Below are 26,294 nucleotides of genomic sequence, written 5' to 3'. Positions count from 1 at the left end.
TTGAAAAATAGTGTATACTTAATAGTTGGATAGAAAATAGAATTCGCTCGTTCTATAGATGAGGCGTTTATTCGCCTTATCTACAGAGATATGCGAATTCTTTTCATTTTTTACTTTCCTTTTGAGGGCTTCTTAATATAGAAGGTGGTGAGTTGATTGGCAAACTTAGATGCAAGAGAGCGCTTTAATACGCTCCTTTCACAAATTAACTTAACAGATGATATTTACATGTCTTTTTTTGAACAAGGTGAACTCACTCGCTTAACAGTTCATAAGAAAAAACGGATTTGGAATTTCTCAGTAAAGCTTCAAAATATCTTGCCCTATCAAATCTATCAATTATTTTCTTCTCGATTAAAAGAAGAATTTCATCATATTGCCCAAACAACGTTAACAATTGAAGCAATCAATCCACAAATAACGGAAGAACTAATTACAGACTACTGGTTGTCTGTTGTAGAACGCATTGATGCATCTCCACCAGTAAAAAAACGACTCACTTGTCAGATGCCAACATGGGCAGGAAACAAATTAGTTCTTACATGTATATCAGAAATGGAACAATTGACATTAAAATCAAAATATGGCGCAATCATTTCAGAATCTTATGCTTGCTTTGGATTTCCACTGTTTCCTGTCGATTTCAAATTAGTTGAAGCATCAGAAGAGGAAAAGGCCGAGCAAGAAAGATTATTGGAACAGCGAATGCTAGAAGAAGCTGAACTGGCAAGACAAGCCATTGAAGACTTCCAAAAACGGGAAAAAGAGAAGAAGGAAACGCCGCAAGTTGAAAGTGGTCCTGTGCAACTCGGATCTATTATTAATGACACAGAAATTGTTGATATCAAATCGATTGTTGAGGAAGAGCGCCGCATCGTGATTGAAGGTTACATTTTCAATGTGGAAGTGAAAGAATTAAAAAGCGGACGTTCATTGTTGGAAATAAAATTGACGGACTATACAGATTCCATTCTTGTGAAAATGTTTTCTCGCAACAATGATGATGCTGAAACTATGTCCCGTATTAAAAAAGGGATGTGGGTAAAAGTTAGAGGATCCGTTCAAAACGATACGTTCGTTCGTGATTTAGTGGTAATGGCGAATGATATCAATGAAATTCATAAAGAGACAAGAAAAGATACAGCACCTGATGGCGAAAAACGAGTTGAATTGCATCTACATACGCCGATGAGTCAAATGGACGCTGTCACGCCAGTTGACCGAATTGTAGGACAAGCTGCAAAGTGGGGGCATCCAGCAGTAGCGATTACAGATCACGCTGTCGTCCAAGCATATCCGGAAGCTTACGCTGCGGGGAAAAAGCACGGTATTAAAATTATTTACGGTTTGGAAGCAAATTTGGTGGATGATGGTGTACCGATTGCTTACGAAGAACAGCATATTCTCTTAGATGATGCGACGTTCGTCGTGTTTGATGTGGAAACAACCGGGTTATCTACTGCTTACGATACGATTATTGAATTAGCAGCAGTTAAAATAAAGGAAGGCAAAGTCATTGATAAATTCGAACGATTTGCTAATCCACATAGACCGTTATCGGAAAAAATCATTGAATTGACTCATATTACCGATGATATGTTGAAAGATGCTCCAGAAGTTGACGATGTGATACGAGAGTTTCACGAATTTATTGGTGATGCAATTGTTGTTGCTCACAACGCTTCCTTTGATATGGGGTTCCTTTATGCAGCATATGAAAAAGCGGGAATTGAAGGAGTTAAACATCCGGTAATTGATACGTTAGAGTTATCAAGACTAATTAATCCAACTCTTAAAAATCACCGTTTAAACACGCTTTGTAAAAAATACGGTATTGAATTGACGCAACATCACCGAGCTATTTATGATACTGAAGCGACGGGTTATTTATTATTGCATCTATTAAAAGAGGCAAGAGAAAAAGGCATAAAATACCATGATGATTTTAATAAATTCATGGGTGGAGAAGAAGCATATAAACAATCTAGACCGTATCATTGCACAATTTTAGTAGTTAATAATAACGGTTTGAAAAATTTATTCAAATTAGTGTCCATTTCTCATACGCAAACATTTTATCGAGTGCCGCGCATTCGACGTTCAGATTTAATGAAACATCGGGAAGGATTAATCATTGGTTCTGGCTGTAGCAACGGCGAATTATTTGAAACAATGATGAATAAATCCCCTGAAGAAGCAGAAGAAGTAGCGGAATTTTATGATTATATTGAAGTGCATCCAAAATCAGTTTATTCTCAACTGCTTGACAGTGGCACGATTCATGATGAGTGGCATTTAGAGGATATCATTCGTAAATTAGTGAAACTTGGCAAGAAAATGGATAAACCGGTTGTTGCAACTGGTAACGTTCACTATTTAGACGAACATGATGCCATCTACCGTAAAATTTTAGTATCTTCTCAAGGTGGAGCGAATCCTTTAAATCGTTATCCTCTTCCAAAAGTGCATTTCCGCACAACAAATGAAATGCTTGAAGAATTTGCATTTCTAGGTCCAGAAACTGCAAAGGAAATCGTTGTCACAAACTCTCAAAAAATTGCAGACATGATTGGCGATGTGAAGCCGATTAAAGATAAACTTTATACACCTGTAATTGAAGGTTCAGATGAAGAAATTACACGAATGACGTATGAAATGGCTCATAAAATCTACGGTGAAAATCTTCCGGAAATCGTAGAGAAACGTCTTGAAAAAGAGTTGAACTCTATTTTAGGCCATGGTTTCGGGGTTGTTTATTTAATTTCTGCAAAACTCGTGAAGAAGTCTTTAGAAGATGGTTATTTAGTAGGTTCGCGTGGTTCTGTTGGATCTTCCCTAGTTGCAACAATGATGGAAATAACGGAAGTGAATCCGTTGCCACCTCATTATGTATGTCCGAACTGTTACTATTCTGAATTCTTTACAGATGGCTCCGTCGGTTCAGGATTTGATTTGCCAAATAAAGATTGTCCAAAATGCGGAACACCTTTAAATAAAGACGGACAAGATATTCCGTTTGAAACGTTCCTTGGATTTAATGGAGATAAAGTTCCAGATATCGACTTGAACTTCTCAGGGGAATATCAGCCTCGCGCCCATAACTATACGAAAGTATTGTTTGGGGAAGATAAAGTATATCGTGCAGGAACAATCGGCACCGTTGCTGAAAAAACAGCGTATGGCTTTGTAAAAGGATATGCAAATGATAATAATATAAATTTCCGAGCCGCAGAAATCGATCGTTTAGTACAAGGTTGTACGGGCGTTAAACGAACGACTGGACAACATCCAGGAGGGATTCTCGTTGTTCCTGATTATATGGATATTTACGATTTTACACCTGTGCAATATCCTGCAGATGCCCAAGATGCTGAATGGCGTACAACGCACTTTGATTTCCATTCGATTCACGATAACATTTTAAAACTTGATATACTTGGGCACGATGATCCGACAATGATTCGCATGTTGCAAGATTTAACAGGCATCGATCCTAAAACAATTCCACCCGATGATCCAGAAGTGATGGCGATTTTTACCGGAACAGAATCTTTAGGGGTAACTCCTGAGCAAATTTTTTGTAAAACAGGAACTCTTGGCATACCAGAATTCGGTACAAAATTTGTTCGTCAAATGTTGGAAGATACAAAGCCAAAAACGTTCTCAGAGTTATTAAAAATCTCTGGGCTTTCTCACGGGACAGATGTTTGGTTAGGAAATGCCAGCGAATTGATAGCAAACAACGTATGTTCTTTCTCAGAAGTTATCGGATGTCGTGACGATATCATGGTATATTTAATATACAAAGGGCTAGAACCTTCTCTCGCTTTCAAAACGATGGAATCTGTTCGTAAAGGAAAAGGATTGACAGAAGATATGGAGAAAGCGATGAGAGAAAACGGTGTGCCAGACTGGTATATTGAATCATGTAAAAAGATTAAATACATGTTCCCGAAAGCTCACGCTGCCGCTTATGTATTAATGGCTGTGCGGGTGGCATACTTTAAAGTACATTTTCCTCTAGCATACTATTGTGCCTATTTTTCAGTTCGTGCTGAAGATTTTGATTTACCAGCGATGATTAAAGGGGCAAGAGCCATTCGTACAAGAGTGGAAGAAATCAATGCAAAAGGATTAGATGCAACGAAAAAAGAAAAGGACTTGTTAACGGTTCTTGAAATTGCTCTTGAAATGTGCGAAAGAGGAATGAGCTTTAAAAATGTCGATTTATACAAATCAAAGGCAACAGAATTTGTCATCGAAGGGAATTCCCTTATTCCTCCGTTCAATGCTATTCCAGGATTAGGGGAAAGCGTTGCGAAACAAATTGTAGCAGCAAGAGAAGAACGACAATTTTTATCAAAAGAAGATTTACAAACTCGCGGTCGTGTATCAAAATCATTGATTGAATACATGGAACAATTAGGTGTGTTAGATGGCCTTCCAGATGAAGACCAATTATCACTATTCTAATTTTCGAAAAGATGTCGAGTTTGATTCTCTTCCAAAAGCCGTGCATTGCAAATTTGTCAATACGGTGGAATCGTTTTGTAAATTTGCATTTATTAAGAAATTGTGCTATTGTTATATCAATAATTTGTTGATAGTTTTTGCAGCAAAAGAGTGGGTTTTCCCGCTCTTTTCTATTGTTTACATTGTGTCTTGAGTTTTGCTCTCCACCAAGGAGGGGGGCGATTGAAAAAGTACACGGAATGCGAATTTCACCAATATTGGTGGAATTTCTGTTTTTAGTCAACGAAACAAGACGTTGGGAGGATATTATGAGCAAAATTACTACAATAGTAGAACAGCTAGTTACACCGATTTTACAGGATTTAAATCTTGAATTAGTGGATATTGAGTTTGTAAAAGAGGGACGCGCTTGGTTCCTCCGTGTATACATCGATACTCCTCAAGGTGGAATTGATATCGACCAATGTGCACTAGTTAGCGAGCGATTAAGTGCTGTGTTGGATGAAAAGGATCCGATTGAACAAAACTACTATCTAGAAGTTTCTTCTCCTGGTGCGGAACGTCCATTGAAGAAAGAATCGGATTTTGAGAAAGCCGTTGGAAAGTACGTTTACATAAAAACGTATGAACCAATAGATGGCATGAAAGAATTTTATGGATACTTAAAATCCAACAATGAAGAGAGCCTGGAAATTGAAATTCGTATAAAAACTCGTAATGCATTAATACAAATTGCAAAAGAGAAGATTGCAAAAGCTAGGCTAGCAATCGATTTTTCATCAAATTAATTAGGAGTGAATTTAAACAATGAGCAGTGAATTACTAGATGCTTTAATTGCTCTAGAAGAGCAGAAAGGCATTTCAAGGGAAATATTAGTGGAAGCGATCGAAGCCGCATTAGTGACTGCATATAAACGCAATTTTAATCAAGCACAAAATGTACGCGTTGATTTTAATCAAGAAACCGGAGAAATTAAAGTATTCTCACGAAAAGAAGTTGTGGAGGAAGTGGAAGATCCACGATTAGAAATTTCGCTAGAAGAAGCTAGAAAAATTAATAGCGTTTATGAACCAGGAGATATTGTTGAACAAGAAGTGACACCTCGCAACTTTGGTCGAATTGCTGCACAAACTGCAAAACAAGTTGTTACTCAACGCGTACGTGAAGCAGAAAGAAGCATTATATATGAAGAATTTGTTGATCGCACTGATGATATCGTGAATGGAATTATTGAACGAAGAGACGCTCGCAATATTTATATTAATCTTGGAAAAGTAGAAGCTGCATTACCATTAAATGAACAAATTCAAGGTGAAGAATATAAGCCTCAACAACGCATTCGAGTGTACATTACAAAAGTCGAAAAAACGACTCGCGGACCACAAATTATCGTTTCCCGTACACATCCAGGTTTACTACGTAGACTATTTGAAATGGAAGTACCAGAAATTTATGATGGTATCGTAGAAATTAAATCAATCGCTCGCGAAGCAGGAGATCGTTCAAAAATCTCCGTTTATGCTCACGATCCAGAAGTGGATGCAGTAGGTGCTTGTGTTGGTACGAAAGGAGCCCGTGTACAAGCAATCGTCAATGAGTTAAATGGCGAAAAAATTGACATTGTTGAATGGTCAGAAGATCCTGTTGTATTTGTTGCAAATGCTCTTAGCCCTTCAAAAGTGTTAGATGTCATTGTGAATGAAGAAGAAAAATCAACGACAGTCATCGTTCCAGATTATCAACTGTCATTAGCAATTGGTAAACGGGGACAAAATGCGAGACTTGCAGCAAAATTAACAGGTTGGAAAATTGATATAAAAAGCGAATCTGATGCTCGTGAATTAGGAATTTATCCTAATGAGAACAGTCCAATCATCGACATTCAAAATGATGAAGAGTCTTCCTTCGACGATTTTGAATATGACTTATATCAAGATATCAACGATGATGAACATCAAGAAGTTACAATCGATGAAGACACAATCTATGAAGAACAAGATGATGAAAAATAAATGACATCGAACAAGGAATGCGTATGATGAGCTTATAGGGAAGGTGATATTACGTGCCAACGAAAAGAAAAGTTCCATTACGCCGCTGTGTTGTAACAGGTGAGAGTTTCCCAAAAAAAGAGTTGCTTCGTGTTGTTCGCTCGAAAGATGGAGAAGTATCGGTAGATCCGACTGGAAAAAAGTCAGGTCGCGGTGCATATGTTTCTAAGTCGGAAGAGGTAGTTGAAAAAGCTCGTAACAAAAAGATTTTAGAACGCCATCTAGAAGTAAAAATACCAGATGAAATTTATGATGAATTAATTAGATTAATTCGCAGGGAGTCGCTATTTAAAAATGAATCATGAAAAGATATTTCAAATGCTAGGCTTGGCGACTCGAGCTCGAAAAATCATTACTGGTGAAGAATTAGTTGTCAAAGAAATTCAAAAAGGCAATGCGAAGTTAGTCATTCTTGCTTCGGATGCAGCCTACAATTCAAGAAAAAAAATTCAAGATAAATGTACGTTTTATAACGTTGAGTATCATATATTTGGCAATCGCTATGAACTAGGACATGCGATTGGGAAAGAAGCCCGGGTGGTTATTGCAATCACCGATCAAGGTTTCGCCAAAAAATTGTCTAGTCTACTCAACGAAAATTAATCGGGGGTGAGCAGATGACCAAAATCAGAGTTCATGAATATGCCAAAAAAGTTAATAGACCTAGTAAAGAAATCATTGAAGAATTGAAAAAATTAAATATAAATGTAACTAATCATATGTCTACGCTTAACGGAGAAGAGGTTGCTAAATTGGACGCAGTCTTTAACAAAAATACGAATGAAGCACCAGTTAAGCAAAAAAATGCAGAACAACAAAAGTCAAAGCCAGTGCAAAACAAAGAAGTAAAAAGACATGAGCAACAGCTAAAGAAAATCGATAATAATGATGATGAGTTAGACGTTGCTTTTGAAAAAATTAAAAGAAACAAATCTCCAAAAGATCAAGATGTTCTTCAACATCAACCAAAAAATAAAGGTAATCAACGTAAAAAGCCTGGTATTCATGGTGGTAAACGCCGTCAGCCAAAACAACAACCTCAACAGCAAGTTCAAAAGGAACTTCCTAAAAAAATTACTTTCTACGAATCGCTAACGGTAGCAGAACTTGCGAAGAAATTAAATCGCGAACCTTCTGAAATCATTAAAAAGCTCTTCATGCTAGGTGTAATGGCTACAATTAACCAAGATTTAGATAAAGATGCGATAGAATTAATTTGTGCGGACTATGGCGTAGAAGTGGAAGAAGAAGTTCGCATCGATAAAACGGACTTAGAAATTTACTTTGAACAAGCGGATGCAGAAGAGGATTTAGAAGAACGTCCACCTGTTGTAACAATTATGGGCCACGTTGACCATGGGAAAACTACAACTTTAGACTCCATCCGCAATTCGAGAGTAACAGAAGGAGAAGCTGGCGGTATTACGCAGCATATCGGTGCATATCAAGTGGATATTAACGGAAAGAAAATTACTTTCCTTGATACACCAGGGCACGAAGCCTTCACAACAATGCGTGCTAGAGGTGCACAGATTACCGATATTGTTGTTATCGTTGTTGCTGCTGATGACGGTGTCATGCCACAAACTGTGGAAGCCATTAACCACGCGAAAGCAGCTAACGTACCAATCATTGTTGCTGTAAACAAAATGGATAAACCAACAGCAAATCCTGATCGCGTTATGCAAGAATTAACTGAATATGGTCTTATTCCAGAAGACTGGGGTGGCGATACAATCTTCGTACCAATCTCAGCGTTAAAAGGTGAAGGAATTGACCAACTATTAGAAATGATCCTACTAGTTGCAGAAGTTTCTGAATTAAAGGCGAATCCAAACCGCAGAGCAATCGGTACAGTTATCGAAGCACAATTAGATAAAGGGCGCGGTTCTGTGGCCACATTATTAGTGCAAAATGGTACGTTGCGCGTTGGAGATCCAATCGTTGTAGGAAATACGTTCGGTCGTGTTCGTGCTATGGTCAATGACTTAGGACGTCGAGTTAAAGAAGCGTTGCCGGCAACACCTGTCGAAATTACTGGTTTACACGAAGTACCTCAAGCAGGTGACAGATTCGTAGTCTTTGAAGATGAAAAAACGGCTCGCGAAATTGGTGAAGCTCGTGCACAAATGGCAATACAAGCAAGCCGTGCACAAAAATCACGAGTTACGTTAGATAACTTGTTTGAACAAATGTCCCAAGGGGATATGAAAGAATTGAATTTAATCATCAAAGCAGACGTACAAGGTTCAGTAGAAGCTCTATCTTCCTCATTTATGAAAATTGATGTGGAAGGTGTAAATGTGAAAATTATACACACAGGTGTAGGGGCAATTACTGAATCCGATATTAGTCTTGCAGCGGCTTCCAATGCCATTGTAATAGGATTTAACGTTCGTCCAGACGTCAATGCAAAGCGTGCAGCGGAACAAGAAGGCGTAGAAATTCGCCTACACCGCGTCATTTATAAAGCAATTGAAGAAATTGAAGCTGCAATGAAAGGAATGCTTGATCCGGAATATGAAGAGAAAATTATCGGGCAAGCGGAAGTACGTCAAACAATTAAAATTTCCAAAGTGGGTACAATTGCAGGTTCATATGTGACAGATGGTAAAGTAACTCGCGATGCAGGCGTACGCGTCATCCGTGATGGAATCGTTATTTATGAGGGAGAACTTGAGTCGCTAAAACGCTTTAAAGATGACGTAAAAGAAGTCGTTAAAGGCTTTGAGTGCGGTATGCAAATTAAAAACTTTAACGACATTAAAGAAGGCGACATCATCGAAGCCTTCATTATGGAAGAAATTGTGCGGAAATGATTGTCTATCTTGAAGCGGAATTTATGATTCCGGATGCCCATTCTTTAAAGGAAAAGCGTGCAGTTCTCCAACGGATGATTACACGTACAAAACAAAAATTTAATGTATCAGTTGCAGAAATCGATCATCAAAACGTGTGGCAGCGAACAAAGATAGCTGTTGTAACAGTTGCTTCATCGAGTGCTGCAGCTGACCGTGAAATCGATCATGTACTTCACTTTTTACAATCAAATCCATCATGGGAATTGCTAGAATTTTCTCGGGAATATTTATAAAAACAAGAGGATAATTTTCCGGTTTCCAATTAAACTAACAATAACACTATGAAGTAAAGTAGATAAAAGCCAGTTCGTTTCGCTTTTATCCTGCTTTTAAAAGAGGTGACAACATGTCTCTACGTGCAAATCGTGTTGCTGAACAAATGAAGAAAGAATTAGGCGACATCATTGGCCGAAAATTAAAAGATCCTCGCGTAGGATTTGTTACGGTAACGGCTGTCGAACTGACAGGCGACCTTCAACAAGCTACGATTTATATCACCACATTAGGCGATGAAGAAGAAAAGAATGAAACGTTAAAAGCCTTGGAAAAGGCGAAAGGTTTCATTCGCACAGAAATCGGCCAACGTATTCGTCTTCGAAGAACACCTGAACTTTTATTTAAGTTTGATTCATCGATTGAATACGGCAACAAAATCGAACAATTATTACGCTCTATTAAAGATCATGATGAGGCGTAATTCTAAATAGTTTAAAAAAGCCTGCGACTGCATCATAATGCAGGTAGGCTTTTTTTATTGAAATTTTTAGGGGGGATAGAGTGAACGGGATTTTACCACTATGGAAAGAACGAGGTTTAACGAGTCACGACTGTGTATTTCAACTGAGAAAAATTTTAAAATACAAAAAAATAGGGCATACAGGAACGCTCGATCCAGCGGTTGAAGGAGTTTTACCGATTTGCATTGGACAAGCAACTAGAATTGCCGAGTATATAACGGATACGGGTAAAACTTATGAAGCCACTGTTGCTATTGGTCGCTCAACAACAACTGAAGATGCTGAAGGAGAAACGGTAGAAGAAGATCTATCTTATAAAGTTATTACCCGTGAGCAATTGCAAAAAGTGCTTTCACAACTTACTGGTGAAATTGAACAAATTCCCCCAATGTATTCAGCGGTAAAAGTAAATGGAATTAAACTTTATGAATATGCACGAAAAGGAATTGAAGTAGATCGACCTTCAAGAAAAGTAACGATTCATGAATTGCAACTGCTTGATGATCAAGCCATTTTTGAAGGCGGGGAAATTACCTTTCATATAAGAATTAAGTGCAGCAAAGGCACATATATACGAACTCTTGCTGTACAAATAGGACAATTATTAGGCTATCCTAGTCATATGGCTTCTCTTGTTAGAACTGCCTCAGGGAATTTTACGAAAGCGGATTGTTATACTCTTCGTGATATTGAAAAGGCTGTGGAGGAAGGAACATTTGAACAACTGCTGCTTCCCATTGAAGATGCGTTAACTTATCCATTTATCGAGGTCGATGAATCAAACGAAAAGAAAATTTGTAATGGACAAATTTTAAAAGTCCATTCATTATTAAAACAGGAAGAAAAAATCGTTTTTAGTCGAAATGGGAAGGCGATTGCAGTATATAAAAAACATCCAACGAAACCTGGACTCATGAAACCAGATAAGATGTTTCCAAATAATTTCTAGGAGGCCAATCGAATGAAGGTTATTCATTTAAAATATCCATATCAATTAAATAAAGTTGATCCTTCCACTTCCTATTCCCTAGCAGTTGGCTTTTTTGATGGAGTACATAGAGGACACCAAGCTGTTATCAGTGCAGCAATGGAAAAAGCAGAGGAATTGAATATTAAAAGTGCTGTTATGACTTTTGATCCCCATCCTTCTATTGTATTAGGTAAAAGCAATGAAAAAATTTTTTATATTACACCTCTTCCACAAAAATTAGAAATATTAGAAGAAATGGGCGTAGATACAACATTTGTCGTACAATTCACATCTGATTTTGCTAGGCTTTCACCAGAGGATTTCATTCAATATTTTATTCGAGATTTGAATGTTAAACATGTAACTGCCGGCTTTGATTTTTCTTTTGGTGCATTTGGGAAGGGAAATATGGATTTAATGAAGGAACTGTCCCTTGGTAATTTTGGTGTAACAGTAGTGGAAAAACAGGTGGACGATGGGGAAAAAATCTCATCAACTCGCATTCGAAAATGTTTACAAGATGGAGATATGGAAACCGTCCATCATTTATTAGGACGCCCCTTCCAAGTTCCTGGAATTGTTGTTCAAGGAGATAAAAGAGGACGTACCATCGGATTTCCAACAGCCAATATTCAATCAATGGAAGGCTGTTTTATTCCAAAAAATGGGGTTTATGCAGTAAGGGTGTTCGTGCAAAATCGATTATATGATGGTGTTTGCAATGTCGGCTTTAAACCAACATTTAAAAACCCGGATGAAAAACAATTAACAATTGAGGTGCACATATTAGATTTTGAAAAAAATATTTACGGTGAAGAAGTAAAAGTCCTTTGGTATAAACGTTTACGTGACGAACAAAAATTTGACGGCATTGAATCATTAAAAGCTCAAATCTCTCGAGATAAGGAACGAACAATTGAGTATTTTGCCGATAAATAAGTTGCTTATCCATTTGAACTATGATATTATTTCCTAGTGTACTAATCGTACATTCCTTAGCTCGGCTTACCGATTCTCCAACGGTTGACTGTGCTAAAGGAGTAAATAAATATTAGGAGGAACTAAACATGGCAATTTCAAAAGAACGTAAAAACGAAATCATTAAAGAATTCCAAACTCATGAAGGAGATACTGGTTCTCCAGAAGTACAAATCGCAATTTTAACAGAAGAAATTAACGTATTAAACGATCACTTAGCTGTTCATAAGAAAGACTTCCACTCTCAACGCGGTCTTCTTAAAAAAGTAGGTCGTCGTCGTCATTTATTAAAATATTTACGTGAAAAAGACGTTCAACGTTACCGTACATTAATCGAAAAATTAGGCTTACGTCGTTAATTCAAAGCGGGATTTTCCCGCTTTTTATTTATTCAAAAAACAGTATATTGGGTAACAATAAAAGTAAAATTACCATATTTTAATTGAAAATGTTTAGCATAGAATATTCTTTTTTGATACACTTACTAATGGTATATAAATATTCCTGACGAGTGTTCTCAAAGAGAAAGGGGATTAATGAATGACCGAAAAAAAAGTCTATCGATATGATTGGGCTGGACGCCCATTAGTAATTGAAGTTGGCCAATTAGCAAAACAAGCTAATGGGGCTGTGCTTGTTCGCTACGGCGATTCGGCAGTACTTTCCACTGCAACGATGTCTAAAGATGCAAAAGCATTAGATTTCTTCCCTCTTACTGTAAACTACGAAGAGCGTTTATATGCAGCAGGAAAAATACCTGGAGGGTTCATCAAACGAGAAGGCCGTCCATCTGAACATGCAATTTTGGTTTCGCGCTTAATTGACCGTCCGATTCGTCCGATGTTCCCAGAAGGATTTCGAAACGAAGTACAAGTCGTTTCAATTGTCATGTCTTCAGACCCGGATTGTCCAACAGATGTGGCTGCAATGCTTGGTTCATCGTTAGCTCTTTCCATCTCAGATATTCCATTTAACGGTCCAATCGCAGGTGTGCATGTAGGTTATGTAGATGGAAAATTTGTTATTAATCCAGATATAGAGCAATCAGAGAAAAGTACTATCCACTTATCTGTAGCAGGAAATAAAGACGCTATCAACATGGTTGAAGCAGGTGCTTTAGAAGTTCCGGAAGAAATCATGCTTGAAGCCATTATGTTTGGGCATGAAGAAATTAAAAAATTAATTGAATTCCAGGAACAAATAGTTGCAGAAGTCGGCAAAGAAAAAATTGAAGTAGAATTGTTTGAAATTGATGAAGAAATTGAAAATGCAGTTAGAGCAATGTGCGAGCAAGATATGATTGCTGCCATTCAAACTGTGGAAAAATTAGCTCGGGAAGAAGCAATTGCAGCTGTTAAAGAGCGAGTAATTACTTATTATGAAGAACAAGAAGCTGAAGAAGAAACGTTGAAACAAGTAAACACTGTTTTAGATAAAATGGTGAAAGAGGAAGTTCGACGTTTAATTACAGAAGAAAAAGTACGCCCAGACGGACGAAAAGTAGATGAAATTCGTCCGCTATCATCTGAAGTCGGCTTATTGCAACGCGCCCATGGTTCAGGTCTTTTCACTCGCGGTCAAACACAAGCCCTTTCCATCTGTACTTTAGGTCCATTAGGAGACGTGCAAATCATTGATGGATTAGGTTTAGAAGAATCAAAACGTTTCATGCATCATTACAACTTCCCTCCATTCTCAGTAGGGGAAACAGGTCCTATGCGCGGTCCTGGTCGACGTGAAATCGGACACGGTGCATTAGGTGAACGTGCATTGCTTGCAGTCATTCCGGATGAAAAAGAGTTCCCATATGCGATTCGTTGTGTATCAGAAGTATTAGAGTCCAACGGTTCAACTTCTCAAGCGTCAATTTGTGCTAGTACACTCGCTATGATGGATGCAGGTGTTCCAATCAAAGCGCCTGTTGCAGGAATTGCGATGGGATTAGTGAAAAAAGGCGAACACTATACAATTTTAACAGATATTCAAGGAATGGAAGACCATCTTGGAGATATGGACTTTAAAGTAGCTGGAACAGAAAAAGGTGTTACAGCGCTTCAAATGGATATTAAAATTGACGGATTATCACGTGAAATTTTAGAAGAAGCGTTAATGCAAGCAAGAGAAGGTCGTTTGAAAATCTTAGAACATATGAAACAAACGATTGCAAAACCGCGTGAACAACTTTCAAAATATGCTCCAAAAATTATTTCCATTAAAATTAACCCTGAAAAAATTCGTGATGTTATTGGGTCAGGTGGAAAAACAATCAACAAAATTATCGATGAAACAGGTGTAAAAATCGATACTGAACAAGACGGTACAATTTATATTTCTTCTGTGAATGAAGAAATGAACTTACGCGCGAAAGAAATTATCGAAGAAATTGTTCGCGAAGCAAAAGTGGGAGAATACTATTTAGCAACTGTAAAACGCATTGAAAAATTCGGTGCATTCTGTGAAATTTTCCCTGGCAAAGATGGATTACTCCACATTTCTGAAATTCAAGAAGAACGTACAAATAAAGTAGAAGATGTGCTCAAAATTGGCGATAAAGTACTGGTGAAAGTAATCGATATTGACGATCAAGGTCGCATTAATTTATCGCGAAAAGTAGTCATTAAAGAAGATAAAGAGCGAGCAAAACAAAATTTAAAACAATAATATGTTGAGAGGTTGTAGGAAAGGAGAACAACCTCTTTTTATTTGTTTGAAATGAAAGTACATAGGATATCAAAAAACTTTTATTCCAATAAAATATTTTGTAAAGTAAGAAGTAGTTTCGATTATAAAGATCGAACAGATAGGAAATGTCAGTAGAAAGAGGTTGTAAATTGGTTAACGTTTATACTTGTCAAAATGGCGTAAGGATTGTATATGAACATATTCCATACGTGCGTTCAATTTCTGTAGGAATATGGGTTGGAGCAGGATCTCGATTTGAACTGCCAGAAGAAAACGGAATTACCCATTTTATTGAACATATGCTCTTTAAAGGAACAAATACTCGAACTGCTAGACAAATTGCAGAAGAGTTTGATCGCATTGGCGGAGAACTAAATGCTTTTACATCAAAGGAAAACACTTGCTACTATGCAAAGGTGTTGGAGCATCATGGAAAGTTGGCAATCAGTATATTAGCTGATATGTTTTTCCATTCAGTGTTTGAAAAAAATGAATTGGAGAAAGAACGGCAAGTTGTATTAGAGGAAATCTTAATGAGCGAAGATGCTCCTGATGATGATGTACACGAACGTTTATGGAGAGTGATGTATCCAAACGATTCATTAGGTCTTCCGATTTTAGGAACGAATGAAACCCTTCAAAAATTTGATCGTGATTTTATTTTGAACTATATGGATAAACATTATTATCCAAAGAATGTTGTTATTTCTTTGGCAGGGAATATATCAAAAGATTTGCTTTTACATATTGAATCGTTGTTCGGGAACTTCGAACCATCGGAAAAAGCTGTCCCACTAAACTTATCAAATCCAACATTTCATTCAGGACGTTTCGTAAAGGAACGGGATGTAGAACAGTCCCATTTGGCGATGAGTTATCCCGCCATCAGTGTAAAAGATACAAATTACTATAGCTTTATCACTTTAAATAATATTATAGGTGGTAATATGTCTTCTCGCCTCTTCCAAGAAGTAAGGGAAGAAAAGGGATTAGCTTACACAATTTTCTCCTATCCATCCTGTTATATGGATGTCGGTGCATTAACCATTTACGGAAGTACGAACAATCAACAATTGCCTTTACTACATGAGACAATTATTAAATCCATTGAAAAAATAAAAAAAGATGGCGTGACGCTACAAGAGCTTTATAACGGAAAAGAACAGTTAAAAGCAAGTTTTCTACTGAATATGGAGAGCATGACGAATCGCATGAGCCGTAACGGGAAAAACGAATTGATTTTTGGACGCCACAAGTCGATTGATGAAATCATTCAACAGATCAACGCTATTTCAATGGATTCAATTCATGAGCTAGTGAAAAAGATTTTTTCAGTTGAGCCTGCAGTGGCGATCATTGGTCAAGGCGTTCAACATTATGCAGCGAAAATAGCAAATTTATGAAAAAACGAGCAAAGGGAAATCCTTTGCTCGTTTTTTCATCGATGGAACCACCCACACTGTGAATAAAGTTTGTATGTTGATTCCTGCTACTCTACTCATCATTCGAGATTGTGATGAAAAGTGTAATAAAAAATGTTCATTGCCAACTATGAATGATATGGAGCATAAGTTGCAATATATTCAAACATTAATTAATTTGCTCTACTTAAAAACAATGCTAATATTCTTTTTTCTCGAAAAACATAACGGATAGTTTAAAAGATAAATAAAACATAACAACAGCTAAAATGAAAGAAATGATACTAATTAGATTCACAAGTTCAAGTAAATTAGAAAATAATGAATTATTGAACAGTATATTGATTGCAATGATAGGTATAAATACTATTGCGATTATGAAAATGCGAGCTTTTTGGGCACCAAATTTGATGGACACTGGTATCACGAATGACAACATCATGAGGATTCCTGATATGATGATGGATAAAATTGAAATAAAATTAACCATTGTAAATGTTTTCGTAATCATATTTGTTAATAAAAATATTGGAAAAACAATGATAACCATAAAAAGTATTAAGATCAGACTTAAGATATACTTACTTTTTACGATATCTGCTTTATTAATTGGCAGTGTATTGACAAATCGATTCCAATGACTTGTTTCGTCGTTGGAAAGGGTGATATTGATTAAAGTCATGGATAAAACCGTAAGAAAAATAAGTAACATTCCCGTATCACCCAAAAAGAAAGAAGCGATGACAAAAAGCGTTATGAGCATTAACAAAGAGTTTTTTTGGTTAAGTATGACGTACAAATCTTTTAAAATCAGTGCTTTCATACATAAGCTCCTTTCACAAAAAATAACATGATGTCTTCTATAGACGGTTTATCGAGATGGAAAGCTTTGTTCACTTCTTTTCGATTCACTAAAATTTCTATTCCGAATGCATTTTTTCTCATGCGCACTTTTGCATGTTCAGGCAATTCCTTCGATTGCTCCACCGTTCCTTTCCATATTCCGTAGTCATACAACAGTTCATCTTTATTTTTGCTAAAGACGATTTCCCCTTCATGAATAAACGTAATATAGTCAGCAATCTTTTCTAAGTCAGATGTAATGTGGGTGGAGAATAAAATGCTGTTGTCCTCGTCCTGCATAAATTCCATAAAAAGATCGAGAATTTCATCCCGCACAATCGGATCTAATCCGCTCGTCGGTTCATCTAAAATTAATAATTTTGGATGATGGGCAAGAGCCATAGCAATGGACAGTTTCATCCGCATCCCACGGGAAAGCTGTTTAATTGGCTTTTTAATAGGTATTTTGAAGCGCTTTAATAGTTCTACGTAGTAAGCTTCATCCCAATTAGCATAAATTTTTTCTAATATGTGATTGATTTGAGTTGCATTTAATGTTTCAGGTACATATAAATCATCAAAAACGACGCCAATTTGCTCCTTGATGGCTATATCATGTTCAACATGATCAAGTCCAAATAGTTTAACTTCACCACTATCCTTTTGAAGCAGGTTTAAAAGGCATTTTATGGTTGATGTTTTTCCGGCACCATTTTCTCCAACAAATCCCATAATTGTACCAGTTGGTAACTGGAAAGAAACATCGACTAATTGAAATTGAGGAAACTTTTTTCTTAAATTTGCGACTTCAATTGCATACGTCATTCCAATTCCTCCTCTATTAACAATGAAAGTAAATCCAATAATTCTTTTCCATGTATTCCTGAAATCTTCGCAATTTGAACGGCTTTATTTAAGTGATCTTCCACTTGCCGAAGCAATTCTTCCCGCAAAAACTCCTGATTTCGTTCCGCAACAAAACTTCCCTTCCCAGCAAAAGTAACGATAAATCCATCCCGTTCTAAATCGGAATACGCTCTCTTTGTCGTCATAACGCTAATTTTTAATTCTCTCGCTAGATTGCGAATAGAAGGCAATGGATCACCAGGTGTTAATTTTCCCGTAATAATTGCTTGTTTAATTTGTTCTGTAATTTGTTCATAAATTGGTTTATCGCTTGCATTACTAAGTTTAATATCCACGGAGTCACCACCATTCTGATTTACAACTGTATATATACAGTATATACAGTTATAACGGATTGTCAACAATAAAACTTTTAAACTTGATGGGCACCTAACGGATTTTTCATGCATATAGTACTAATAAGCTCATGGAGGAGGGAAATGATGCTATTATCAGAGCTTGCTGAAAAGGAATTAATCGAAATGGAAAATGGAGTTCGTTACGGCTATCTATCTGAGACGGAATGCATCTTTGATCCTAAAACAGGAAAAATTTTAGGGTTTGAATTAATAGAACCTTCCCGTTTACCGTTCCAGAAAAAAAAATCAACGACGGCATTATTTATTCCTTGGGAAGAAATACATCTCATTGGGGAAGACCGTATTTTATTTCGAAAAACAACGAGTACAAGAAGGCATTATGACCAATGACGAACGAAAAATGGCTTGTAATTGGAACGGATGAGCGATTGAAAATTCTTGCAAAAATGTTATCAAATCCAGAGAGGACTGTTTACTACAAAAGCAAAACAAATTGGGATCATGAACTAAACCATCTTTCGTTATCTATACAACCGGACTATGTCGTATTACCAATCCAGCCACTAAAAGTGGAAGTACCTGCTGTTTTAGGTATAACGAATGCGACTATTTTTAGTGGGAAGACAAATGAAGAATGGAAAGAAATTTTAAATGAAAATCAAATTTACTATTATTTAGAGGATGAAGAGTTTATTTGGCAAAATGCTCTTCTTACAGCAGAAGCTTTTGTAGCAACTTTCTATAATACGAAACATGCGATTTCTGGAAAAAGATTTATTATTACTGGATTTGGTCGTGTAGCAAAAACGCTTGGACATTTATTGAGAAGTATTGGGGCTGAAGTGGTTATTGCTGTAAGGTCGGATGTTCAATTGAATGAAGCGAAAGCTTTCCGTTTCGAATCTGTATATTTAGCTGATGTGGGAGAAATAGAAGCGGATTATTTTATTAATACAATTCCTGCTAGATGGCTAGATGCAAGTGTGAAAGAAAAAATTAACATGCCGATTTATGATTTAGCTTCCTACCCAGGTTGCTTAAAAGATGATGTAGAACGTGATCATTATGAATTATTACCAGCATTACCTGGGAAATATTTCCCGCATGATGCGGCGAAAATTTTGTATAATTCGATTGTTGGCCAATTAAGGAGGAGAAAATCTTGCTGAAAGGTAAAAGAATTGGGCTTGGCATTACCGCTTCCCATTGCACATATGAGGATGTCGTACCAAAAATAAAAGATCTTCGCGATGCAGGTGCGACAGTCATTCCGATTGTAACCCATTCGGTATTAACAGCTGTCACACGCTTCGGAACAGGAGAGGAATGGGTGAAAAAAATTGAGGAACTATCTGGTGAAAAGGTAGTTTCCACTATTGTAGAAGCAGAACCGTTTGGACCAAAAAATCCTCTGGATTGTATGGTCATTGCGCCAATGACAGGAAATTCCATCAGTAAATTCGCCAATGCTGCGACTGACAGCCCTGTGCTAATGGCTGCAAAAGCAACTTTAAGAAACGGAAATCCTGTAGTATTAGGAATTTCTACAAATGATGCGCTAGGTTTAAATGGTGTCAACATTATGAAACTATTAAACTCAAAAAACATTTACTTTATTCCTTTCGGGCAAGATGATCCATTTAATAAACCAACTTCATTAATTGCAGATTTCACAAAAATGGTAGATACTGTCGTGCATGCAATTTACTACAAAAAGCAGCTTCAGCCGTTATTTATTCAGTACCATAAAGAAAATTAATTTTTATCACACAATTCAGTAAAATTGTGATAAAATTTTCATCATTATATAAGGATTATATGGTTTAAATGTATTAGGAGGAGATTTATAGAATGTCGAAGTTATTAACAGTAGCGATTGTAGGTGCAACAGGTGCAGTCGGTACAAAAATGAAAGAACAATTACTAAAAAGAAATTTTCCAATTAAAGATATAAAGTTTTTAGCCTCTGCCAAATCTGCAGGAAAAGAAATAGAATTTGGCGGAAAAATGTACAAAATTGAGGAAGCTACTCCTGAAGCTTTCGAAGGGGTAGATGTGGCGCTATTTTCTGCAGGAGGGTCTGTTTCCGCAAAACTTGCTCCTGAGGCGGTAAAACGTGGAGCGGTTGTAATTGATAATACAAGTCATTTCCGTATGGATCCGGATGTGCCTTTAGTGGTGCCGGAAGTCAATCGCGAAGACTTAAAGAAACATAATGGAATCATCGCTAATCCAAACTGTTCAACAATTCAAATGGTTGTAGCATTGCAACCTATTCGACAAAAATTAGGTTTAAAGAGAATTATCGTTTCCACTTATCAAGCAGTTTCTGGTTCAGGGATGTCTGCCATCGAAGAACTTCGCGAACAAAGCAAGTATTGGGATGACAGAAAAGATATAGAAGCGAAGGTATTACCAGTAAAATCTGAAACTAAACATTATCCAATTGCTTATAATGTTCTCCCTCAAATCGATGTGTTCACAGAAAATGGATTTACTAAAGAAGAAATGAAAATGATTAACGAAACAAAAAAGATTATGCATTTACCAAATTTACATGTGGCAGCAACATGTGTACGTGTACCGGTTGTGAACGGTCACTCTGAATCTGTGTATATCGAAGTTGAAAAAGAGGCAAGTGTACAAGATATCTATAATATTTTAAAAGACGCACCTGGCGTTGTGTTGCAAGACGATTTAAATAATCAAGTTTATCCAATGCCTCTTTATACTGAAGGGGAAGACCCAGTGTATGTAGGAAGAATTCGAAAAGATTTATATCATCCAAACGGTTTCCACCTATGGGTTGTCGCAGATAACCTGTTGAAAGGAGCTGCCTTAAACTCAATCCAAATCGCTGAAGCAATGCTAGAGGATAACTTACTATAAGGGGTGTTAGATTTGGATTTAGGTAGAATCGCTACTGCCATGGTTACACCGTTTCAAGAAAATGGTGATATTGACTTTGAGGCGGTGGAGAGACTCATTGAATATCTTCTTGCGAATGGAACCGATTCGATTGTCGTTTGTGGAACAACTGGAGAATCACCTACTCTATCAACTGAAGAAAAACTTCAGTTGATTCGGTTTACGGTTGAAAAGGTGAACAAACGGGTGCCTGTCATTGCAGGAACAGGCTCCAATAATACGAAACAAACAATTGAGCTAACTAAAAAAATAGAGAGCCTCGGAGTTGACGGGGTTATGTTGGTGGCTCCCTACTACAATAAACCTAATCAAAAAGGACTTTATGCACATTTTGAGGCAGTAGCAGAAGAAACAACATTACCAATTGTTGTGTATAATGTGCCAGGGCGCACGAGTTCGAATATTGAAGCAGCCACAACAATTGCATTAAGTAAAATACCTAATATCCAAGTCGTAAAAGAAGCGAGCGGTAATTTAGATCAAATATCTGAAATACTAGCAAATACTCATGATAAATTTCTCGTTTATAGCGGAGACGATGCGTTAACACTACCGCTGTTGGCAATTGGAGGTCGAGGTGTCATATCCGTTGCTTCGCATATCGTTGGAAACGAAATGCAGGCGATGATTCAAGCTTTTGAAGAAGGAAGACACGCATTTGCAGCGAAAATGCATCAAACGCTATTACCTTTGTTTAAGCAACTCTTTAAAAACCCAAATCCGGTTCCGATAAAATACGCAATGAGTAAAGTTGGTTTCCATATTGAAAAAGTTCGATTGCCTTTAGTCGAGATGACTGATGAAGAAAAACAAGAATTTGATCATGTTTGGGAACAAGTGAAGCAAAATATTTGAAGCCTGCTCTCCAAACAATTCTTTTTGAGTTGTTTGGGTGATAGGCTTTTTTTATTTTTAAAATTTACAATATCGAAATACCATTTTTTATTTGTACTTCCTCCCCTCTCACCGTATAATGATAAATAAGTGGTTGTGCGTTCGGGATAATATTAGGAGGAAAGATTGTGATAAAAACAAAAAATGAAGTAATCCGAATCATCCCACTTGGAGGCGTGGGAGAAATCGGGAAATCCATGTACGTTATTGAAATCGATGACGAAGTCTTTATTGTCGATAGCGGTTTAATGTTTCCAGAAGATGAAATGCTTGGTATTGACATCGTCATCCCTGACTTTACTTATTTGGAAGAAAACAAAGATCGGATTAAAGGAATATTTCTTACTCATGGTCATGAAGATGCAATTGGTTCTATTGCCTATGTATTGCAAAAAATTAATGCACCTGTGTACGGATCGAAATTAACAATTGCTCTTGCTAAGGAACATTTGAAAGAATTACCTGCTCCACATCAAGTGAAATTCTTCGAAGTAACAAACAAAAGTCGCATGAACTTTCAATCGACTTATGTAACCTTCTTCCATACAACACATAGCATTCCTGACTCTTTAGGAATTGTGTTCCATACTTCTGAAGGGGCAATTGTGCACACAGGAGAATTTAAATTTGACCAATCTGCAAAAGGAAAATTTAAACCAGATCTTGCCAAAATGGCTCAATTAGGTGAAGAAGGAGTATTTATTTTACTTTCAGAATCAACAGAAGCAGAGCGACCAGGGTATACGACGAGTGAAACGGTAATTGAGGAAAGGTTAGCGAAATTCTTCCATTCTGCACCTGCTCGTATCATTGTTGCAGTATATGCTTCAAATTTTATCCGCATTCAACAAGTATTTAACCAGGCACAAAAATCAAATCGTAAAGTAGCTATCGTTGGGAAAAGCCTCGAAAAAGTCATCGATATTGGAGTAAAACTTGGATATTTATCCATAGACGAAAACACATTAATTCCTGTTTCAGAAATTAATCAATATGAAGATGATGAATTAATTATTATTGTGACAAGCAATCAAGGAGAACCTTTAGATGCCCTTGATAAAATTGTACGAAAACAACATCGCGATATTCGAATAAAAGAAACAGATACTGTATTAATTACTTTCACGCCGTCACCAGGAATGGAAGTGCAGATGTCAAATGCCATGAACAATCTTGCGAAAGCTGGTGCAACGGTATTGGCAGCCGATAAAAAAGTCCATGTATCTGGGCACGGTAGCCAAGAAGATTTAAAACTAATGTTAAACTTAATGAAACCAAAATATTTTATCCCGATCCAAGGCGAATACCGAATGTTAATTGCACATTCCAAATTAGCACAGCAAGTTGGAATTGATAAATCGCGCATTTTTATTGCGGATAAAGGCGATGTTGTGGAATATCGAAATGGTAAAATGCGCATAAGCGGCCGCGTACAAGCAGGAAATGTCCTTATTGACGGAAGCGGTATCGGTGACGTTGGAAATATCGTTTTGCGTGACAGAAAACTGCTCTCCCAAGACGGTATATTCATCGTTGTCGTAACCTTAAACCGTGCCCAAAAGCGAATTGCTTCAGGACCAGAAATTATTTCTCGCGGATTTGTTTACGTTCGTGAATCTGAAGAACTAATTTCAGAAGCGACGGAAATTGCCCGTGAATGTATAGAAAAATATGTAAGCAAAGACACGTTCGAATGGACAAATATTAAACAAGAAATCCGAGAAACGTTAAATGCTTATTTATTCCAAAAAACAAAACGACGACCAATGATAATCCCGATTATTATGGAATATTAAGCTAGACTAGATAAGACAGGATTTTCTTCACCGTACAGCGGTTAAGGAAATCCTGTTTCTCATACTGATGATTGTTTCTTGTAGAGTAGGTGAACAATATGGCAAGGAAGAAAACGAAAGCAAAAACAAAAGCAAAGGCTGGCATTTCTCCCCTTTATTTTGAAATCATCGGATTAATTTTAATTGGCTTTGCCATCATCATCTTTTTTGAATATGGTTTTGTAGGCCGAATGGTTCAAAGTATTTCGATGTTTTTTTTCGGTAATCTTTACTTCGCAGTCCCAACATTCCTCTTTTTATTCGCAATATTATTGATGGTTAAGCGAGAAAAAATCCCATTTACCGATCGCGTTTTACTCGGTGCGATGATGATGATTTTCAGTTTATCCATTTTTAGTCATAGTGTTTTGTTTGATGAATTATATAAGCGGGATGCGTTGGAATCTCAATCAGTATTGAAAGAAACTTGGCGAATAATGATTAGTGATGAGGGCATTCAAAATAGAAGCAATGCGCTTGGCGGTGGAATGATTGGTGCGTTTTTGTTTAGTATGTTTCACATTTTATTTGGTGCAACTGGAGCGAAAGTAGTAGCAATTCTATTATTTTTCATTGGAATTGTTTTAGTCACAGGAAAAGCTTTTGTACCGATGATTGCTGAAAAAATTCCAAACTTCAAATTAAAATTGCCGAAAAAGAAAAAACGTAAACGCCGTTCATTAAATAAAGACGAGAATAAGCGAAAACGAACGAAATCTGAAGAGCAAACAGCATTAAAAGAGATGGCGGCAACAAGTGAAGAATCGGTTCCATTATTGTTAGTGGAAGATGATGAAGATGATGAACCAATCATTTCTGATTTTACTCAAAATATTCAAAAAGAGCAGAAACTAGCGCAAGAAGTACAAGAAGACGATATACAGGATACAATTGAAGATACAATTCAACAATCCGTTGAAAACAACGTGGAAAATCAAGATTACCGGTTGCCGCCTATGACTTTATTAAATGTCCCTCCAGAGCATGATCAAAGCGGCGAATATTCTATCATTCAAGCGAACGCAAAAAAACTTGAGCAAACGCTTTTAAGTTTTGGCGTAAAGGCAAAAGTAGTGCAAGTTCATTTAGGTCCAGCCGTAACAAAATATGAAGTGATGCCAGACGTTGGAGTAAAAGTTAGTCGAATTGTCAATTTACAAGATGACTTAGCTCTTGCACTTGCAGCAAAAGATATTCGAATGGAAGCGCCGATTCCAGGAAAATCAGCCATCGGTATCGAAGTGCCAAATAGTGAAGTGGCAGTTGTAACGCTGAGAGAAGTTTTAGAGTCAAAAGAAAATAACAAACCGGATGCTAAACTGTTGATTGGATTTGGTCGAGATATTGCTGGACAAGCAATCTTAGCTGAATTAAATAAAATGCCTCACTTGCTTGTTGCAGGTTCAACCGGAAGTGGGAAAAGTGTATGTATTAACGGCATCATCATCTCGATTTTAATGCGAGCAAAACCACATGAAGTGAAAATGATGTTAATTGACCCGAAAATGGTTGAGCTCAATGTTTATAATGGAATTCCACATTTGTTAGCGCCTGTTGTTACGAACCCGAAAAAAGCCTCACAAGCCTTGCAAAAGGTTGTGAGTGAAATGGAAAGACGTTACGATTTATTCTCTCATACTGGAACGAGAAATATAAAAGGGTACAACAGCTACGTAGAGCGCTACAACAAAGAGCATGAAGAGCAATTATCAAAATTACCTTATATCGTTGTCATTATTGACGAGTTAGCAGATTTAATGATGGTAGCTTCCCACGATGTGGAAGATGCCATTACGAGACTTGCACAAATGGCTCGTGCAGCAGGAATTCACTTAATTATCGCAACTCAACGGCCTTCTGTTGATGTCATTACTGGAGTCATCAAAGCAAATATCCCATCTCGAATTGCCTTCGCTGTATCAAGTACTGTCGATTCAAGAACTATTCTTGATACAGGCGGAGCAGAGCGCCTCTTAGGTCGAGGGGATATGTTGTTTATGCCAGCAGGTACTTCCAAACCAATACGTGTTCAAGGGGCATTTGTTTCTGATGAGGAAGTACAAGCGGTAGTAGATTATGTCATTGCTCAACAAAAAGCCCAATATGATGAAACGATGATTCCAACTGATGAACCAGATGATCAATCTTTTGAAGAAGAAACAGACGAGCTTTATGATGAAGCGGTGAAATTAGTGGTGGAAATGCAATCTGCATCCATTTCTATGCTGCAACGTCGTTTTCGAATTGGTTATTCCCGCGCAGCAAGAATTGTTGACCAAATGGAAGCTCGCGGTGTAGTTGGCCCACCTGATGGCAGCCGTCCAAGACAAGTATTAATCTCGAGTATACAGGAATAATAAGCGATTCATTCAATGCTCTCTATTAGGATGACGG

Annotated in this window: 23 protein-coding genes; 20 read left to right on the top strand and 3 right to left on the bottom strand. The window is 37.2% G+C overall.

Features of this window, described 5'->3' with window-relative positions; genetic code table 11:
* Positions 1-156 precede the first annotated feature (156 nt).
* The 13 genes from NST00_RS13010 (at position 157) to NST00_RS12950 (ending at position 16,156) form a co-directional block, all read left to right on the top strand.
* Positions 157-4,473 carry a PolC-type DNA polymerase III gene (locus NST00_RS13010; protein ID WP_016836795.1) on the top strand — a complete coding sequence of 1,439 codons (4,317 nt, stop codon included), beginning with the start codon at positions 157-159 and terminating at the stop codon, positions 4,471-4,473.
* A gap of 308 nt (positions 4,474-4,781) precedes the next feature.
* Positions 4,782-5,261, top strand: coding sequence for a ribosome maturation factor RimP (rimP, locus tag NST00_RS13005; RefSeq protein ID WP_026018948.1), 480 nt, complete (start codon positions 4,782-4,784; stop codon positions 5,259-5,261).
* A gap of 19 nt (positions 5,262-5,280) precedes the next feature.
* A complete protein-coding gene (nusA, locus tag NST00_RS13000) occupies positions 5,281-6,486 on the top strand; it encodes a transcription termination factor NusA (protein ID WP_168411712.1) in 1,206 nt (401 codons plus the stop codon).
* A gap of 53 nt (positions 6,487-6,539) precedes the next feature.
* A complete protein-coding gene (rnpM, locus tag NST00_RS12995) occupies positions 6,540-6,830 on the top strand; it encodes an RNase P modulator RnpM (RefSeq protein ID WP_016836798.1) in 291 nt (96 codons plus the stop codon).
* On the top strand, positions 6,820-7,128 hold the full coding sequence (locus tag NST00_RS12990) for a YlxQ family RNA-binding protein (protein ID WP_016836799.1): 309 nt from the start codon (positions 6,820-6,822) through the stop codon (positions 7,126-7,128). The genes rnpM and NST00_RS12990 overlap by 11 nt, the downstream gene beginning before the upstream one ends.
* Positions 7,129-7,142: 14 nt before the next feature.
* Positions 7,143-9,344, top strand: a complete 2,202-nt coding sequence (gene infB / locus NST00_RS12985; protein WP_016836800.1) for a translation initiation factor IF-2 — start codon at positions 7,143-7,145, stop codon at positions 9,342-9,344.
* Positions 9,341-9,619 carry a DUF503 domain-containing protein gene (locus tag NST00_RS12980; protein ID WP_016836801.1) on the top strand — a complete coding sequence of 93 codons (279 nt, stop codon included), beginning with the start codon at positions 9,341-9,343 and terminating at the stop codon, positions 9,617-9,619. The genes infB and NST00_RS12980 overlap by 4 nt, the downstream gene beginning before the upstream one ends.
* 113 nt (positions 9,620-9,732) lie before the next feature.
* Positions 9,733-10,083 carry a 30S ribosome-binding factor RbfA gene (gene rbfA, locus NST00_RS12975; protein ID WP_016836802.1) on the top strand — a complete coding sequence of 117 codons (351 nt, stop codon included), beginning with the start codon at positions 9,733-9,735 and terminating at the stop codon, positions 10,081-10,083.
* Positions 10,084-10,163: 80 nt separating this feature from the next.
* Positions 10,164-11,072, top strand: coding sequence for a tRNA pseudouridine(55) synthase TruB (truB, locus tag NST00_RS12970; protein WP_340710074.1), 909 nt, complete (start codon positions 10,164-10,166; stop codon positions 11,070-11,072).
* A gap of 12 nt (positions 11,073-11,084) precedes the next feature.
* The gene (locus NST00_RS12965) at positions 11,085-12,032 is read left to right on the top strand and encodes a bifunctional riboflavin kinase/FAD synthetase (protein ID WP_016836804.1); all 948 of its coding nucleotides are present in this window, start codon (positions 11,085-11,087) and stop codon (positions 12,030-12,032) included.
* Positions 12,033-12,160: 128 nt separating this feature from the next.
* Positions 12,161-12,430 (top strand): 30S ribosomal protein S15, encoded by a 270-nt coding sequence (gene rpsO / locus NST00_RS12960; RefSeq protein WP_016836805.1) that lies wholly within the window; start codon positions 12,161-12,163, stop codon positions 12,428-12,430.
* Positions 12,431-12,611: 181 nt separating this feature from the next.
* Positions 12,612-14,732 carry a polyribonucleotide nucleotidyltransferase gene (pnp, locus tag NST00_RS12955; protein ID WP_016836806.1) on the top strand — a complete coding sequence of 707 codons (2,121 nt, stop codon included), beginning with the start codon at positions 12,612-12,614 and terminating at the stop codon, positions 14,730-14,732.
* A 170-nt stretch (positions 14,733-14,902) separates the two neighbouring features.
* Positions 14,903-16,156, top strand: coding sequence for a M16 family metallopeptidase (locus NST00_RS12950; RefSeq protein WP_016836807.1), 1,254 nt, complete (start codon positions 14,903-14,905; stop codon positions 16,154-16,156).
* A gap of 217 nt (positions 16,157-16,373) precedes the next feature.
* On the opposite strand, the gene NST00_RS12945 is transcribed toward NST00_RS12950, so the two are convergent.
* From NST00_RS12945 to NST00_RS12935, 3 genes are read right to left on the bottom strand one after another with little or no spacing between them, the layout of a single operon-like run.
* Positions 16,374-16,997: an ABC-2 transporter permease gene (locus NST00_RS12945; RefSeq protein ID WP_016836808.1), complete on the bottom strand. Its 624-nt coding sequence runs from the start codon at positions 16,995-16,997 to the stop codon at positions 16,374-16,376.
* Positions 16,994-17,842, bottom strand: a complete 849-nt coding sequence (locus NST00_RS12940) for an ABC transporter ATP-binding protein (protein WP_016836809.1) — start codon at positions 17,840-17,842, stop codon at positions 16,994-16,996. Before NST00_RS12940 ends, NST00_RS12945 begins: the two co-directional genes overlap by 4 nt.
* Entirely contained in the window at positions 17,839-18,219 is a 381-nt protein-coding gene (locus tag NST00_RS12935) for a GntR family transcriptional regulator (RefSeq protein WP_016836810.1), read from the bottom strand. Before NST00_RS12935 ends, NST00_RS12940 begins: the two co-directional genes overlap by 4 nt.
* Positions 18,220-18,366: 147 nt before the next feature.
* On the opposite strand from NST00_RS12935, the gene NST00_RS12930 reads away from it, so the two are divergent.
* From NST00_RS12930 to NST00_RS12900, 7 genes are all read left to right on the top strand, one after another.
* Positions 18,367-18,633: a YlmC/YmxH family sporulation protein gene (locus NST00_RS12930; RefSeq protein ID WP_016836811.1), complete on the top strand. Its 267-nt coding sequence runs from the start codon at positions 18,367-18,369 to the stop codon at positions 18,631-18,633.
* Positions 18,630-19,412: a hypothetical protein gene (locus tag NST00_RS12925; protein WP_016836812.1), complete on the top strand. Its 783-nt coding sequence runs from the start codon at positions 18,630-18,632 to the stop codon at positions 19,410-19,412. The genes NST00_RS12930 and NST00_RS12925 overlap by 4 nt, the downstream gene beginning before the upstream one ends.
* Positions 19,406-20,002: a dipicolinate synthase subunit B gene (locus tag NST00_RS12920; RefSeq protein ID WP_016836813.1), complete on the top strand. Its 597-nt coding sequence runs from the start codon at positions 19,406-19,408 to the stop codon at positions 20,000-20,002. The genes NST00_RS12925 and NST00_RS12920 overlap by 7 nt, the downstream gene beginning before the upstream one ends.
* A 92-nt stretch (positions 20,003-20,094) precedes the next feature.
* Positions 20,095-21,132, top strand: a complete 1,038-nt coding sequence (locus tag NST00_RS12915; RefSeq protein ID WP_016836814.1) for an aspartate-semialdehyde dehydrogenase — start codon at positions 20,095-20,097, stop codon at positions 21,130-21,132.
* Between the two features lie 12 nt (positions 21,133-21,144).
* Positions 21,145-22,026, top strand: a complete 882-nt coding sequence (gene dapA, locus NST00_RS12910; protein ID WP_016836815.1) for a 4-hydroxy-tetrahydrodipicolinate synthase — start codon at positions 21,145-21,147, stop codon at positions 22,024-22,026.
* Positions 22,027-22,193: 167 nt separating this feature from the next.
* Positions 22,194-23,861, top strand: a complete 1,668-nt coding sequence (locus NST00_RS12905; protein ID WP_016836816.1) for a ribonuclease J — start codon at positions 22,194-22,196, stop codon at positions 23,859-23,861.
* A gap of 98 nt (positions 23,862-23,959) precedes the next feature.
* Positions 23,960-26,257 carry an FtsK/SpoIIIE family DNA translocase gene (locus NST00_RS12900; protein ID WP_016836817.1) on the top strand — a complete coding sequence of 766 codons (2,298 nt, stop codon included), beginning with the start codon at positions 23,960-23,962 and terminating at the stop codon, positions 26,255-26,257.
* Positions 26,258-26,294 lie beyond the last annotated feature (37 nt).

The organism is Ureibacillus sp. FSL K6-0165 (assembly GCF_038004285.1).
GTDB lineage: Bacteria > Bacillota > Bacilli > Bacillales_A > Planococcaceae > Ureibacillus > Ureibacillus thermosphaericus.
This window is presented reverse-complemented; position numbering and strand designations above follow the sequence as displayed.